This window comes from Ochrobactrum sp. SSR, assembly GCF_030067775.1.
GTDB lineage: Bacteria > Pseudomonadota > Alphaproteobacteria > Rhizobiales > Rhizobiaceae > Brucella > Brucella teleogrylli.
Map to the genome: position 1 here is coordinate 985,869 of NZ_CP125969.1, position 13,836 is coordinate 999,704.

Here is a 13,836-nt window from a genome sequence, read left to right on the forward strand (position 1 = left end):
GCAAGCGCTCACACGGCGAAATATGTTTTCAACGTAGGACCTCTAAGACAGACGAAGCGTAATCGCACCCAGCACAATCAGTGCCGCAGCCACAAAACGCGGCAACCCTACCTTTTCCTTCAGCACGACCGCAGAAATGATCATGCCAAACAGGATGGCGGTTTCACGCAAGGCCGCCACCACGGCAATCGGCGCCATGGTCATCGCCCAGAGTGCCAGCCCGTAGGAACCGAGCGTCCCCACGCCGCCGATCAGCGCCGGACGCCAGCGATTGCGCATATAGCTGATAAAACGGTCGGGCTCGCGATAGAGCGCCCAGCCCGCCAACGGCACGGCATTGATGACAAACAGCCACAATGTATAGGAAAGCGGCGCACCCGACGCCCGCACGCCAAGACCGTCGATGATGGTGTAACCGGCAATAAACCCGGCATTGGTCAGCGCCAGAATGGCCGTGCGACTGGAGGTGCCGCGATTGCGCCGCCTTGCTTCCAGCGCCATGGCCAGCACGCCCGAACAGATGAACACAATGCCGAGCCAGCTCTTCCAGCCCATGACCTCGCCCACCAGCGGCGCGCTGACCAGCGCAACGAGCAAAGGCGGCGTGCCGCGCATGATGGGATAGGCCTCGCTCATATCGCCGGATTTATAGGCCGCCGCCACCAGCGACATATAGAAAGTCTGGGTGACGGTCGACATCAGTATATAGACCCAGCTGACCGCATTCGGCATCGGCAAAAATGGCACGATGAACAAGGCGATAAAACCGGCAGCGCCGGTCACGCTGGCGGCAGCGAAAAACTTGTCGCCGCTGCTTTTGACGATGGCGTTCCAGCTCGCGTGAAGAAACGCGCCAAACAGGACGATCAGAAGGACGCCACCGGACATTGCAAGCTCGACTCAGGTGAAGATGCGGTTGGTGACCGCTGTATGTCACATTTATGACAGTCGTGGCGAATCGGAAATTGGTATCCTCTTGCCGAAAGCGGAAAGCCGTGAAACAAGCGCGATCATGAATTATCGTCACGCCTATCACGCCGGAAATTTCGCGGATGTCGTCAAACACGTCATCCTCGCCCGTATCATCGACTATCTGAAGCGCAAGGATCAGGCCTTTCGCGTCATCGACACCCATGCGGGCATCGGACTTTACGACCTGAAGGGCGTCGAAGCGGGCAAGACCGGCGAATGGACCGGCGGCATTCACCGTGTCATCGAAGCGGTCGAAAAAGGCCAGATTGAACCGGCAGTGCTGGAACTGCTCAAGCCTTATCTCGATGCGGTGCGTGCGGTGAACGCGGACGGAAAACTCCGCCACTATCCTGGTTCGCCTTATGTGACGCGGCATTTGTTGCGCAAGCAGGACCGCCTGTCAGCGCTGGAACTGCACCCGCAGGATGCGGCCAAACTGGCAAAGCGCTTCGACGGCGATTATCAGGTGCGCGTCATTGAACTCGACGGCTGGCTGGCGCTTGGCGCGCATCTTCCGCCAAAGGAAAAACGCGGCCTCGTGCTCGTTGATCCACCTTTCGAAATTGAAGGCGAATTCGACCGTATGGTGGATGGTCTCGCCAAGGCGCACAAGCGCTTCGGCGGCGGCACTTATGCGCTGTGGTATCCGGTGAAGGACCGCAAGGAAACCGAGCGCTTCGCCAAGCGGCTTCATGAAACCGGGATTCCGAAGATCATGCAGATCGAGCTGGCGATTCGCCCGCCCTCATCCGAACCGCGCCTCGATGGCACCGGTATGATTGTCGTGAATCCGCCCTATACACTCGAAAGTGAGATGCAAACCGTGCTTCCCAGCCTTACGAAACTGCTGGCCGAAGAAAAGGGTAGCAATTTCAGTGTTCGGTGGATACGCGGCGAGACGGATCGCTCTTGACCGCTGCCGCGCGCTGAAAGAAACTGCGCGAAGCAAAGCTTCGGCTATCACAGACATAAGCGCGCGCTTCGCGTTCGCATTTTGGGACAGGATAGAGACATGCAACTTACCTCGGGCAAACTGGATCGCTTCGGTCGCTTTTCGCGGGCCGCCCTCTTCGCCGCCTCCGTCCTGCCGGTGACTTTTGCAGCCCTGCCCGCCAGCGCTGCCGATTATCTTCAGTCTGCACCAGCCGTGGTCGATAACACCGTCTGCAACCAGCAGAGCGTGCTGCGCTCGGTGGTCTCGCGTTTCGGCTATCAGGTGCGCCACGTTCCCGAACTGCCGCAAGTCGGCATTTCAGCGATGAGCGATGTTCAGCTGACCCGTTATGAGCCGAAGACCAACCCGGCAGAAATCGAACGCACCTATTGCAAGGCCACCGCCGTATTGAGTGACGGCCAATACCGTTCCGTCTGGTATCTGGTCGAAGAAGGTCAGGGTTTTGCATCGGTCGGTCGCAACGTGGAATTCTGCGTTGAAGGCTTCGACCGCTGGTATGTCTACGACGCGCCAAGCTGCCGCGTCCTCCGCTGACCTGACCGGAGGTTCCATGCTGCGAAGACTGGCGGCTGTCCCAAGCGCTTTGCTTTCGATTGCCCTGATGGCGACGACAATATTGTCGGGTGCAGCTCTTGCTGACGACCAGGACAATGGCGATGTGCCCGGCGATTTCGACTTCTATGTGCTGTCGCTTTCTTGGTCACCGAGCTATTGCGCGTCGGAAGGCCGTCGCGCCAACAAGCAGCAATGCAACAACCAGCGCCCTTTCGGCTTCGTCGCCCATGGTCTCTGGCCCCAAAATGAATGGGGCTATCCGACCAATTGCCAGCTCGACAATGTGCGCAGCCGCGGCGGTTATGTTCCGCGCCAGATTATTTCCAGCCTGTCGGACATCATGCCGGCCGCTGGATTGATAGGCCATGAATGGCGCAAGCACGGAAGCTGCTCGGGTCTGTCCCAACGCGATTATTTCGACACGCTGCGCAACGCCTATGAGCAGGTCAATATTCCGCCCAGCCTTCGCAATGTAAGCGGTGACCGCCGGGTTGACCCAATGCTGGTCGAAAAAGCCTTCCTTGCAGCCAATCCGGGCATGAAGGCCAGCGGCATTTCTGTCACCTGCCAGCGCAATTATCTTCAGGAAGTGCGCATCTGCATGACGAAGGATCTCCAATATCGCGCCTGCCAGGAGGTTAATAATAACGCCTGCCGCAGCCGTTCGGTCATGATGCCGGCAACCCAATAATCTTCATTCTCAGGAATCACACATGACGCAGATTCTCTATTCACCCGCCTCGCCTTACAGCGCGAAGGTGCGCATGGCCGCGCATTATGCAGGCGTCCCTTTTGAAAGCGTGGTCGTGAACACGTCGGCGGAGCCGGAGAACCTCATCAGCGCCAATCCGCTTGGCAAGATTCCAACCCTTGTTACCGATGACGGCAAGGCCGTTTTTGACAGCCGCGCCATTACCCAATATCTGAACCGCGTTTCCGGCAACAAGCTTTTCCCGCGCAACGCGGAAAAGCGCACCGATGCCGAGCGTTATGAAGCCATTGCCGATGGCCTGGCCGACGTTCTGCTCGCGCATGTCTATGAACGCCGCCTGCGCCCGGAAGATAAAATCCACCAGCCATGGCTGGATCTGCAATGGCGCAAGGCCGAGCGTGCGCTCGACCTGCTCAATGAGGCCCCGCCGCGTCTGGCGGGCAAGCTGCATGCGGGCCATATCGCCGTCGCTGCTGTGCTGGGCTATCTCGCGCTGCGCTTCGATGGCAAATGGGAACGTGGACGTCCGAAGCTGAAGCGCTGGATCAAGCGTTATCGGGAACTGCATCCGGAACTGGCGGCTTTGCTGCCGCAAGGCTAAGTTCTGCGCCAAGCTTTCAAATGCCCCGGATGGCAGCCGCTATCCGGGGCGTTTGTATTTTCAGCGATTATTGATTGCCGTCCAGCGCCTTCAGGATGCGGTAACCGGCCTTGATCCGTGCATCGTTCGGATAATTGCGGTTCGCAAGCATCACAATGCCGATCTTTTTGCCCGGCACAAAGGCCACATAGGCCCCGAAACCACCGGTCGAACCGGTCTTGTTCAGCAGCATGTCGTCCGACGGCTGCAAAGGTGGGGCGAGCTTTTCGATTTTGTGCGATTTCATCGCCATATCGGAGGTGTTGCCGCCAAGCAGCGTTTTCAGACTCAGCGGATAGGCGTAACGCTCCCAGCCAAGGCTCTGTGTCATGTCACCGACCTTGTAATAGCCGGTATGCGTGGCCGCTACGGCCTTTTGCATCGGCTGATCAAGCGATGTGCTGTCCATATTCAACTGAACGAAACGGATCAGGTCCGGCGCAGTGGTCTTGATTCCATAAGCCTGCGCGTCGAAGGCGCCGGGAGACACCCGGATCGGCTTGTTGGCTTTCGAATAGCCATAGGCGTAATTCTTCATCTGGCTTTCAGGCACCTGGATGAATGTGTGCTTCAGGCCGAAGGCCGGAATGAGCCTTGTTTCCATCACCTTGTCGAAGGGCTCGCCCATGCTTTGAGCAGCGAGATAACCAAACAGACCGATACTCGGATTTGAATAGCGGCGCTGTGTGCCCGCAGGATAATCCGGCTTCCAGTTCCTGAAATAATCGATCATCGTCTTGTGGTCGGTGACACTGTCTGGAAATTGCAGGGGCAAGCCGCCCGCAGTGTAAGTGCCAAGATCGAGCATAGAGACCTTGTCGAAGCTGCTGCCTGCCAGTTCGGGAGCGTATTTCGTCGCCGGATCGCCCGGGTTAAACGCGCCCTCCGCAAGCCCCAACCCGCCGAGCGTCGCGGTAAAGGTTTTGGAGACGGAACCAATCTCGAAGATCGTGTCTTCGGTCACCTTCTGTCCGCTTTCCTTAGAGGCGACGCCATAGCCGAAAAAGTAGGTCTCGCCGCCAGACGTAACCGCCACGGCCATTCCGGGAATCTTGTGTTCGGCCATGACAGTCTTGATCGTTTCATCGACCAGATGCCTGATCTCTTTCTCGCTCGGCGCGTTTGCGGCCTGTACTGATACACTGGACAACAGGCTGGCGACGGCAGTTATGCTCAAGGCGGAAACGGTAGTTTTTCTCATGATTTATACGCAATCCTCATTGTGAACCGATTTCCCTGCCGCGTGGGAGACATGCGGAAGGAATCGGTGTTTTCTCATGTGAAATAACGCGCGTTAAACCGGATGCAGGTGAATTGAATCAAAACCCGTCTATTCGGCACTCTCGATATAAGCGAGCTATACGTCCGAAACAAACGACGTTATCTTGCCTCTGGCATTAGAAAAATTTGGGTATAGCGATGGTCCGGCCTCATCTTCCGCTGAATGCACTGCGCGCCTTCGAGGCGTCGGCACGCCATCTCAGCTTCACCAAGGCGGCAATCGAATTATGCGTGACCCAAGCCGCTGTCAGCCATCAGGTGAAAAGCCTCGAAAGCCGCCTCAATGTCACCCTGTTCGAACGTTTGCCGCGCGGATTGCTGCTCACCCATGAAGGTGAAACGCTGCTGCCCACCTTGCGGGAGGCCTTCGATAACATTGCCGGGACGCTGGAACGTTTTGAAGGCGGACATTATCGCGAGGTTCTGCGCGTTGGTGTGGTCGGAACTTTGGCCGTCGGCTGGCTGATCCCTCGCCTGCGCGATTTTCAGACCACGCATCCGTTTATCGATTTGCGGCTTTCAACCAACAATAACCGCGTCGACATCGCCGCTGAGGGACTGGATTTTGCGATTCGGTTCGGGTCCGGGGCGTGGCACGGTGTCGAGGCAACCTGCCTTCTGGAAGCGCCGCTTTCGCCCTTGTGCATTTCGGACATAGCCAGCCAGCTGAAAAACCCGCCTGATCTCGTTCGCCATACGCTGCTGCGGTCCTATCGGGCCGATGAATGGTCGCAATGGTTTGCTGCTGCTGGCGTCACCGGCGACATGCCGCTGCCCAAAAGCATCATGTTCGATCTCGTCGCTGGCCATGATGGAAGCTGCAATACAAGGTGCAGGTGTCGCGCTTGCGCCGCCGTCGATGTTCACCCGGCAGCTTCACGCCGAAACAATCGTCCAGCCCTTCCCGCAAACGGTGACCATGGGCAGCTACTGGCTGGCCCGACTTCAATCGCGCCCGGAAACGGATGCGATGACCGCTTTTCGTAAATGGCTGGTCGATACCGCACAGCAGGAAGGTTATTGAGGGCCTGTCTGCCCGAAGAAAATTCGGGCAACAAAAAACCGGGCAGTTGCCTACCCGGTTTTCCGTGTTCAATTATCAGATAATTAGAACTTGTAGCCGAGACCGACGCGGATGTCGTGGGTGTCGAGCTTGTTGCCAACGGTGGTGCCACCGAGGTCATAGTCCTTGTTACCGAACTGGGTGTAGCGGTATTCAACGCGGCCCAGGATGTTTTCGGTCAGCTTGGCTTCCATACCGGCGCCAGCAGTCCAACCAACGCGGAACTTGCTTTCGTCGTCGCCATTGCCGCTCAGCTTAACCTGCGAACCAGCGATACCACCGGTGATGTATGGCATGATCGGGTTCAGGTCGTAGCCGAGACGTGCACGCAGCGAGCCTTCGAAGCCCTGCTTGACTTCCAGACCGTCCTTGGACTTCTTGGCCCAGGAGTAACCAGCGTCACCTTCAACACCGTATACGAACTGGTCCTGCTGGAAGTTCCAGCCAGCATAAGCGCCAGCCTTCCAGTCGTCAGGCTTTACGGTGCCGACGATGTCGTTCTTGGCCTTGTTCCAGCCGTAGCCGAGGTACAGACCGGTATAACCGCCAGCCCAGGTGTTCTGGGGAGCCATTTCGACCGGAGCCGGAACAGGAGGCTGTTCCTGAATGGCGTCAGCTGCAAAGGCAGTCGCAGAGAACGGCAGCAGCGCAGCCGAGGCGATTACGAGAGACTTAAGAGTGCGCATAGCATTCTCCTTACACAAATTACGTTTGACACGGTCCCTTATCGGGCGGGCAGCATGTTGGGAGTTCGAAGTTGCCCATGCCGTGCTGATGGGGAGGAGGTATCGTCGGTAATTGCGGCACGAAATGCCCGCTTCTGTGAAGAAAACCCGACGAGAAAATGGCAAAAATGCGATGTTGCATTCTCGCAACGCCAAGCTTTTGTGACTATATGAGCAGGTGCGGATTGTTGCGGGGCAATCAACTCACTCCCTCGCTACGAGAAGCAACTGATATTGCTCGCATTTTGTCAGTAGCGGACGTATTTCCCGCTATTAATGGATGCAATCTGACGAGCAAAATGGCATGAAAATCACGAGAGAATCTCGATAAGAAAGTGTTTACCGTGTTGAACGAACAGGAAGTCAGCCAGCTTGCAAAATGTCCGGTCCTCGTGACGGGCGGCGCACGGCGCATCGGAAAGGCGATTGTCGAAGACCTCGCAGCCCATGGCTTCCCTGTTGCGATCCACTGCAACCGTTCCATCGAAGAAGGACAGGCTCTTGCCGATGCCATCATTGCGCGCGGCGGAACGGCCTGCGTCGTTCAGGCCGACCTCTCATCCGAGCAGGATGTGCGCGGCCTTATTGCGCAAGCAGAGCGTCAGATCGGCCCGATCCGCCTGCTCGTCAATAATGCGTCCTTGTTTGAGGATGACCGGGTTGGTGATCTCGACATGGCTTTGTGGGACAAGCATTTTGCAATTCATCTCAAAGCCCCGGTCATGCTTTCCGAAGCAATGGCCAAGGCTCTGCCGGAAGCAGTGGACGGGTTGATCGTCAACGTGATCGACCAGCGCGTCTGGAAGCTCAATCCGAACTTCTTCTCCTATACGTTGTCCAAGACAGCGCTTTGGAATGCAACCCGCACGCTTGCGCAGGCATTGTCCCCGCGCATTCGCGTCAACGCCATTGCGCCGGGGCCCACCTTGCCGAGTGAGCGGCAGCGACCGGGTGATTTTGAACGACAGGTCAGCAAGGTCGCCTTGCAACGTGCGCCAGAATTGCCGGAATTCGGGCGCACAGTGCGTTACTTCTGGGAGAATCGTTCCATTACCGGCCAGATGATCGCGCTTGACGGCGGGCAGCATCTGGCATGGGAAACCCCCGACATTGCAGGAATCACTGAATGAGCGGCAACCGCAAAAACCATGACGATACTGGCTCTAGCTTGCCGTCCGACGACGAGCAGGACGTGGCCGGTATTATCATTGGCGATGCGGAAGCCGAAGATGATGAAGACAGCGACGACACCGGTTCCGAAATTGTTGCTACGCCTTCAATGGCCGATCAGATCCAGTGGGACTCGTCCGATGGACTGCCGGATACGGCAGGTCTCAGCGGTCAGGATATCATCAACGCCTTCGTCAAGCGCCTGCCGAACAATCCCGGCGTCTATCGCATGTTCAACAGCGATGGTGACGTGCTCTATGTCGGCAAGGCGCGCAATCTCAAGAAACGCGTTTCCAATTATGCGCGCGGCATAGCCCATTCGAATCGCATCGTGCGGATGATCCGCGAGACGGCGATGATGGAATTTGTCGTCACGCGCACCGAAACCGAAGCGCTGCTGCTCGAAGCCAATCTGATCAAGCGATTGCGCCCGCGCTTCAATGTGCTGATGCGCGACGACAAGTCGTTTCCCTATATTCTGCTGACGGGCGATCATCGCGCGCCGGGTATTTTCAAGCATCGCGGCGCACGCTCTCGCAAGGGCGACTATTTCGGCCCCTTTGCCTCGGCAGGCGCGGTAGGACGCACGATCAATGCGCTGCAACGCGCCTTTCTGCTGCGCACCTGCACCGATCTCGGTATTCGAAAGCCGCACCCGCCCCTGCCTGCTTTATCAGATCAAGCGCTGCTCCGGCCCCTGCACGGGCGAAATCAGCGATGCCGACTATGCCGAGCTGGTCTCGGAGGCCAAAGCATTCCTGTCCGGCAAGAGCCAGTCGGTGAAAGACCATCTGGCCACCGCCATGCAGGCGGCATCTGCCGATCTCGATTTCGAACATGCGGCAGTCTATCGCGACCGTCTGGCAGCGCTTTCGCATGTCCAGTCACATCAGGGCATCAATCCGCAGACGGTCGAAGAAGCCGATGTGTTCGCCATCCATCAGGAAGGCGGCATGACCTGTATTCAGGTCTTCTTCTTCCGCACCGGCCAGAACTGGGGCAACCGCGCTTATTATCCAAAAGCCGACAGCTCGCTTGGCCCGGCGGAAGTTTTGGGCGCATTCCTGTCGCAGTTCTATGACGACAAGCCCTGCCCCCGTCTTGTGCTTCTGTCTGAGGCCGTGGAAGAACAGTCGCTCATCGCCGAGGCGCTTTCCACCCGCGCCGGTCATAAGGTGCAGGTCAATGTGCCCCAGCGTGGCGAGAAGAAGGACCTTGTCGATCACGCCCTGACCAATGCGCGCGAAGCGCTGGGCCGCAGACTTGCCGAAACCTCGTCGCAGGCGCGCCTGCTGCAAGGCATGGCAGAGACATTCGGCCTTGCGCGTACGCCACGCCGCATCGAGGTTTACGACAACTCGCACATCATGGGCACGAACGCCGTCGGTGGCATGATCGTCGCCGGACCGGAAGGGTTCGTCAAAAACCAGTATCGCAAGTTCAATATCCGCTCGACAGATATCACGCCGGGCGATGATTTTGGCATGATGCGCGAAGTGATCGAGCGTCGCTTCTCAAGGCTGGTGAAGGAGCATGGCGCGCCGGATGAAGCACCCGATCCGGAAAGCCCTGAAGTGCCTGAAATAAATGACAGTTTCCCGGCCTGGCCCGATGTGATTCTCATTGACGGTGGACAGGGGCAAGTGGGGGCTGTGCGTCAGATTCTCAACGAGATAGGTATCGCCAATCTGGTCAATGCAATCGGCATCGCCAAGGGCGTGGACCGTGAAGCGGGACGCGAACGGTTTTTCGTGGAGGGCAAGCAGCCTTTCACCCTGCCGCCGCGCGATCCGGTTCTCTATTTCATCCAGCGCATGCGCGATGAGGCGCACCGGTTCGCCATCGGCACGCATCGCGCACGGCGCAAGAAAGAAATGGTCAAGAACCCGCTCGATGAAATTGCGGGAATCGGTCCATCGCGCAAACGCGCATTGCTGCATCATTTTGGAACGGCAAAGGCTGTTTCCCGTGCGGCGATGGAAGACCTGATGCAGATCGACGGCATATCGGAGGCAATGGCACGCACCATTCACGATCATTTTCGTGACCGGTGACGCAATTTTGATGCGCTTTTGCGCGCCAGCGTCATAAGGTCCGAGCAGAACACCTGCACAAGAGTTGATTTTATTGGTCATCCCTGTTGATGTGCACAAAATAACGTTACGGCGGAACAATGCAGAACAAACATACCCTCTCCTTGCCCAACATCCTCACATATGGACGGATTGTCGCCGTGCCGCTTGTGGTGTTGTGCTTCTTTGTGGAGGGGCGCCTCGAATCCAGCGACTTCGCGCGCTGGACCGCTCTTGGCCTGTTTATCGTGGCCAGCATCACCGATTTCTTCGACGGCTATCTTGCCCGTATCTGGAAGCAGACCTCGACCATCGGTCGCATGCTTGACCCGATCGCAGACAAGCTTCTCGTATCCGCCATTCTGCTGCTTCTGGCCGCCGATGGCACCATCGCCGGCTGGACGCTCTGGGCGGCGATCATCATCCTGTGTCGCGAAATTCTGGTTTCCGGCCTGCGTGAATATCTGGCGGAACTGAAAGTCAGCGTTCCGGTTTCGCGTCTTGCGAAGTGGAAAACCACAGCGCAAATGGTTGCATTGGCCTTTTTGCTCGCTGGCCCTGCCGGTGATAAAATCATGCCCTATGTAACGGAACTGGGCATTGTCCTGCTGTGGATTTCGGCAATCCTCACGCTTTATACGGGCTGGGATTACTTCAAGGCAGGCCTGAAGCACGTGATGGATTAAGCTCGTGAGCGTTAAAGTCGTCTATTTCGCCTGGGTGCGGGAGAAAATCGGCAAGGATGAGGACCTCATCGTCCTCCCTGCCCCGAAAGTGACGGTCGGCGAACTCATTAGCCAGCTGAGAACCCACGGCGAAGAATATGAAGCCGCTTTCGAACATGGCGACGTTATCCGCGCGGCGATCAATCAGGAACATGCCGAACACCACGAATGCATTCAGGACGGCGACGAGGTAGCACTTTTCCCGCCCATGACGGGTGGCTGAGATGAGCGGGCAACCAATTTGCCCGCTGTTCGTCAGCGTTCGCGAAGATGATTTCGACGCGGCGGCGGAAGTGGAAAAGCTTCGCGACGGGCGCAAGGATATCGGGGCCATAGTCACCTTCTCCGGGCTTTGCCGGGACGAAAATGGCCGCCTCTCTGCGCTTGAACTTGAACATTATCCGGGCATGGCCGAAGCCGAGATCAGGCGCATTGCCGAACAGGCGATGGCGCGCTGGCCGCTTCTCGGCATATCCGTCATTCATCGCTATGGGCTCATCAAGCCCGGCGACAATATCGTCCTTGTCGCGACCGCTTCCGCGCATCGCCTCGCCGCCTTCGAGGCCGCCTCTTTCCTGATGGATTTCATGAAGACCGGCGCACCGTTCTGGAAGCGCGAACACCTCGCCGATGGCACTGCGGATGGGTGGGTAGAGGCCAAGGCAGACGACGATTTGAGTCGGCAACGATGGGGCAAGTCGCGCGATACTTGAGCCGTCCAAACAGTGCGCTGATCTATTTGCTGAAAACTGCGTTTATCTTTAAGTGCGAATTAACTATTTAAACCCCTAAAATAAAGGGTAATTTGGGTCGCATTTACTTGTGCTGCCACAATTTTCACATGAAGATTTCATTACTGTCAGCGGAGTGAATCAGGCTCCCGTCAGATATGGATCGCGAACGGAGCAATGGGCACGGCAACACTGTCACGACGGGGATTCTCCCCGACTGTGCAGGAATCAGGTTTCGGACTTTAAGAATGCGAAAACTACTGAAAAGCACTCTTTCCATTGCGGCGGCCCTTGTGGTCGGTCTTGGCGCGCTTGGTGGCGCCGCCTTGTTTCTGACCACGTCCATGCCGACCAGCAGCATTGCTGCGGAAAAGACTGTCAGTGGCAAGGTCATGTATCGTGAGCGCATTGCCCTGCCCCCCGAGGCCAAGCTGACCGTGCAGCTTGCGGATATTTCGCTTGCCGATGCGCCGTCCACAACGATTGCCGAAACTCGCATTGAATCCGCGCAAGGATCGCCGATCCCCTTCGCGATTAATTTCGACACCGATCAGATTCAATCCGGCCACACCTACGCCTTGCAGGCCCGCATCACGGCTGGCGATACGCTCTGGTTCGTCAATGACCAGAATTACACCATCGATCCGGCCAATCCCGGTGCTCCGGTGGAAATGCGCGTCGTCATGGTTCGCAAGAGCGCCGACGAAGCCGTGTCCATCGGTATTGAAGGCAAGGACTGGCTGGCAGAAGACATTCAGGGTGGCGGCGTGATCGACAATGCCCAGACCACACTGACCGTCACCTCCGATGGATCCGTCAGCGGTTCGGGCGGCTGCAATCGTTATTTCAGCAAAGCCACGGTGACGGGCGAGAATATTTCCTTTGCCGAGGTCGGATCGACCTACATGCAGTGTCCACCCGCACTCATGAACCAGGAACGCAAGTTCCTCGACACATTGACCAGAACGCGATCCTACAAGATTGATACGGTAGGCAAGCTCGTCCTTCTCGATCAGGAAGGCAAAGAGATCGCGACACTGGCGCAAAATCTCTGATCTGATTTGAGAAAAGATACAAAAAAAGCCGGGCGCGAGCCCGGCTTTTCTCATGCATGCGGATCGGATTAGCCGACGATTTCGGTGCCCGAGAACCAGTAAGCGATTTCTTCGGCAGCGGTTTCCGGAGCGTCGGAACCGTGAACCGAGTTTTCGCCGATCGACAGGGCGAATTCCTTGCGGATCGTGCCAGCGTCTGCATTTGCAGGGTTGGTGGCGCCCATGACTTCGCGGTTCTTGGCGATTGCGTTTTCACCTTCGAGAACCTGAACGATCGTCGGGCCCGAAGACATGAATTCAGTCAGTTCGCCGAAGAAAGGACGATCCTTGTGAACAGCGTAGAAGCCCTGTGCTTCACGCAGGCTCATCCAGACGCGCTTCGAAGCGACAACACGCAGACCAGCTTCTTCAAGCTTGGCGGTGATTGCGCCGGTCAGGTTGCGGCGGGTCGCGTCGGGCTTGATCATGGAGAAGGTACGTTCGATTGCCATTATGACACCTTGTTTGCTGGGAAATTTTAGAAAAGTGAGGCTCTATACCGTCGATAGGCCTGATTGCCAAGAGCTAGCGAGCATCGCCACCCGTTTACCGGCTTGAGACGGCAGAAATTTGAAGGCATAGATAACGCCATTCTGATTCAGGCTGTCAGATAGCGGGGGATTGCATGGAACAGCATTTTCAAATGTTTGCGTGGTACAATCGCTGGGCGAACGAACTGCTTTATGCAGCCGCTGCCGATCTGAGCGATGAAGAATACCGGCTGGATCTCGGCCTGTTTTTCGGCTCGGTCCATCGCACGCTCAACCATCTCCTGGTTACCGACCGCATCTGGATGAAGCGTTTTACCGGCGAAGGCGACCATCCAAAGCAACTCGACGCCATCATCACCGACAATTTCATCACGCTGCGCGATCTGCGCCATGCCGAGGATGAGCGCATCTGCCGCTATACCGAAGGGTTAAACGCCGACAAGCTCGCAGGGCGCTTTACCTACACGACCGTTTCCGACATGCGCACGATGAGCCAGCGACTGGCGCCTTCGCTTGCGCATCTGTTCAATCACCAGACCCACCATCGCGGCCAGATCCATGCGGCTCTGACGCGGCTCGGCACCAGCGCCCCATCGCTTGATCTCTCGCAATTCCAGCGCACGGAAGGCGGTCGCCGCTTCGCCTGATCT

At 57.3% G+C, this 13,836-nt stretch carries 14 protein-coding genes and 2 pseudogenes; 12 read left to right on the forward strand and 4 right to left on the reverse strand.

What is annotated here, in order from left to right; all coding sequences use genetic code 11:
• Window positions 1–42: 42 nt before the first annotated feature.
• Entirely contained in the window at window positions 43–888 is an 846-nt protein-coding gene (locus QLQ11_RS04730) for a DMT family transporter (RefSeq protein WP_121535641.1), read from the reverse strand.
• Between the two features lie 124 nt (window positions 889–1,012).
• On the opposite strand from QLQ11_RS04730, the gene QLQ11_RS04735 reads away from it, so the two are divergent.
• The 4 genes from QLQ11_RS04735 to QLQ11_RS04750 all read left to right on the forward strand — a co-directional run bounded on the left by QLQ11_RS04735 (window position 1,013) and on the right by QLQ11_RS04750 (window position 3,795).
• The gene (locus QLQ11_RS04735; RefSeq protein ID WP_121536286.1) at window positions 1,013–1,885 is read left to right on the forward strand and encodes a 23S rRNA (adenine(2030)-N(6))-methyltransferase RlmJ; all 873 of its coding nucleotides are present in this window, start codon (window positions 1,013–1,015) and stop codon (window positions 1,883–1,885) included.
• Window positions 1,886–1,984: 99 nt separating this feature from the next.
• Complete coding sequence (locus QLQ11_RS04740) at window positions 1,985–2,461, forward strand: phage portal protein (RefSeq protein WP_121535638.1); 477 nt, start codon at window positions 1,985–1,987, stop codon at window positions 2,459–2,461.
• A 16-nt stretch (window positions 2,462–2,477) separates the two neighbouring features.
• Window positions 2,478–3,173 (forward strand): ribonuclease T, encoded by a 696-nt coding sequence (locus tag QLQ11_RS04745; RefSeq protein ID WP_109368685.1) that lies wholly within the window; start codon window positions 2,478–2,480, stop codon window positions 3,171–3,173.
• Window positions 3,174–3,195: 22 nt separating this feature from the next.
• Complete coding sequence (locus QLQ11_RS04750; protein ID WP_121535632.1) at window positions 3,196–3,795, forward strand: glutathione S-transferase; 600 nt, start codon at window positions 3,196–3,198, stop codon at window positions 3,793–3,795.
• 67 nt (window positions 3,796–3,862) lie between these two features.
• On the opposite strand, the gene ampC is transcribed toward QLQ11_RS04750, so the two are convergent.
• Window positions 3,863–5,035, reverse strand: a complete 1,173-nt coding sequence (gene ampC, locus QLQ11_RS04755) for a class C beta-lactamase (RefSeq protein ID WP_283735795.1) — start codon at window positions 5,033–5,035, stop codon at window positions 3,863–3,865.
• Window positions 5,036–5,253: 218 nt separating this feature from the next.
• On the opposite strand from ampC, the pseudogene QLQ11_RS04760 reads away from it, so the two are divergent.
• Window positions 5,254–6,139, forward strand: a pseudogene (locus QLQ11_RS04760) (LysR substrate-binding domain-containing protein).
• Between the two features lie 83 nt (window positions 6,140–6,222).
• On the opposite strand, the gene omp25 reads toward QLQ11_RS04760, so the two are convergent.
• Window positions 6,223–6,864 carry an outer membrane protein Omp25 gene (gene omp25 / locus QLQ11_RS04765; RefSeq protein WP_109368681.1) on the reverse strand — a complete coding sequence of 214 codons (642 nt, stop codon included), beginning with the start codon at window positions 6,862–6,864 and terminating at the stop codon, window positions 6,223–6,225.
• Between the two features lie 374 nt (window positions 6,865–7,238).
• Between omp25 and QLQ11_RS04770 the strand changes: the two genes are divergently transcribed.
• From QLQ11_RS04770 to QLQ11_RS04795, 6 genes and pseudogenes are all read left to right on the forward strand, one after another.
• Window positions 7,239–8,033: an SDR family oxidoreductase gene (locus QLQ11_RS04770; protein ID WP_371835923.1), complete on the forward strand. Its 795-nt coding sequence runs from the start codon at window positions 7,239–7,241 to the stop codon at window positions 8,031–8,033.
• A pseudogene (gene uvrC / locus QLQ11_RS04775) lies at window positions 8,030–10,127 on the forward strand (excinuclease ABC subunit UvrC). Before QLQ11_RS04770 ends, uvrC begins: the two are co-directional and overlap by 4 nt.
• A gap of 119 nt (window positions 10,128–10,246) precedes the next feature.
• A complete protein-coding gene (pgsA, locus tag QLQ11_RS04780; protein ID WP_078340745.1) occupies window positions 10,247–10,831 on the forward strand; it encodes a CDP-diacylglycerol--glycerol-3-phosphate 3-phosphatidyltransferase in 585 nt (194 codons plus the stop codon).
• Window positions 10,832–10,835: 4 nt separating this feature from the next.
• Window positions 10,836–11,093 carry a molybdopterin converting factor subunit 1 gene (gene moaD / locus QLQ11_RS04785; protein WP_283735792.1) on the forward strand — a complete coding sequence of 86 codons (258 nt, stop codon included), beginning with the start codon at window positions 10,836–10,838 and terminating at the stop codon, window positions 11,091–11,093.
• Between the two features lies 1 nt (window position 11,094).
• Window positions 11,095–11,583 (forward strand): molybdenum cofactor biosynthesis protein MoaE, encoded by a 489-nt coding sequence (locus QLQ11_RS04790; protein ID WP_283735791.1) that lies wholly within the window; start codon window positions 11,095–11,097, stop codon window positions 11,581–11,583.
• A gap of 266 nt (window positions 11,584–11,849) precedes the next feature.
• Window positions 11,850–12,656 (forward strand): YbaY family lipoprotein, encoded by an 807-nt coding sequence (locus QLQ11_RS04795; RefSeq protein ID WP_121535619.1) that lies wholly within the window; start codon window positions 11,850–11,852, stop codon window positions 12,654–12,656.
• Between the two features lie 68 nt (window positions 12,657–12,724).
• Here the strand turns inward: QLQ11_RS04795 and ndk are convergent, their stop codons facing one another.
• Complete coding sequence (ndk, locus tag QLQ11_RS04800) at window positions 12,725–13,147, reverse strand: nucleoside-diphosphate kinase (RefSeq protein ID WP_109368676.1); 423 nt, start codon at window positions 13,145–13,147, stop codon at window positions 12,725–12,727.
• A gap of 173 nt (window positions 13,148–13,320) precedes the next feature.
• Between ndk and QLQ11_RS04805 the strand changes: the two genes are divergently transcribed.
• Window positions 13,321–13,833 carry a DinB family protein gene (locus QLQ11_RS04805; RefSeq protein WP_109368675.1) on the forward strand — a complete coding sequence of 171 codons (513 nt, stop codon included), beginning with the start codon at window positions 13,321–13,323 and terminating at the stop codon, window positions 13,831–13,833.
• Window positions 13,834–13,836: the final 3 nt, after the last annotated feature.

What these genes read in the sequence shown, in the direction of transcription:
- QLQ11_RS04750 (WP_121535632.1), top strand. Translation starts at nt 3,196, where the DNA reads ATGACGCAGATTCTCTATTCACCCGCCTCGCCTTACAGCGCGAAGGTG.
- ampC (WP_283735795.1), bottom strand. Translation starts at nt 5,035, where the DNA reads ATGAGAAAAACTACCGTTTCCGCCTTGAGCATAACTGCCGTCGCCAGC.
- QLQ11_RS04740 (WP_121535638.1), top strand. Translation starts at nt 1,985, where the DNA reads ATGCAACTTACCTCGGGCAAACTGGATCGCTTCGGTCGCTTTTCGCGG.
- QLQ11_RS04730 (WP_121535641.1), bottom strand. Translation starts at nt 888, where the DNA reads ATGTCCGGTGGCGTCCTTCTGATCGTCCTGTTTGGCGCGTTTCTTCAC.
- ndk (WP_109368676.1), bottom strand. Translation starts at nt 13,147, where the DNA reads ATGGCAATCGAACGTACCTTCTCCATGATCAAGCCCGACGCGACCCGC.
- QLQ11_RS04795 (WP_121535619.1), top strand. Translation starts at nt 11,850, where the DNA reads ATGCGAAAACTACTGAAAAGCACTCTTTCCATTGCGGCGGCCCTTGTG.
- QLQ11_RS04790 (WP_283735791.1), top strand. Translation starts at nt 11,095, where the DNA reads ATGAGCGGGCAACCAATTTGCCCGCTGTTCGTCAGCGTTCGCGAAGAT.
- pgsA (WP_078340745.1), top strand. Translation starts at nt 10,247, where the DNA reads ATGCAGAACAAACATACCCTCTCCTTGCCCAACATCCTCACATATGGA.
- QLQ11_RS04805 (WP_109368675.1), top strand. Translation starts at nt 13,321, where the DNA reads ATGGAACAGCATTTTCAAATGTTTGCGTGGTACAATCGCTGGGCGAAC.
- QLQ11_RS04745 (WP_109368685.1), top strand. Translation starts at nt 2,478, where the DNA reads ATGCTGCGAAGACTGGCGGCTGTCCCAAGCGCTTTGCTTTCGATTGCC.
- omp25 (WP_109368681.1), bottom strand. Translation starts at nt 6,864, where the DNA reads ATGCGCACTCTTAAGTCTCTCGTAATCGCCTCGGCTGCGCTGCTGCCG.
- QLQ11_RS04735 (WP_121536286.1), top strand. Translation starts at nt 1,013, where the DNA reads ATGAATTATCGTCACGCCTATCACGCCGGAAATTTCGCGGATGTCGTC.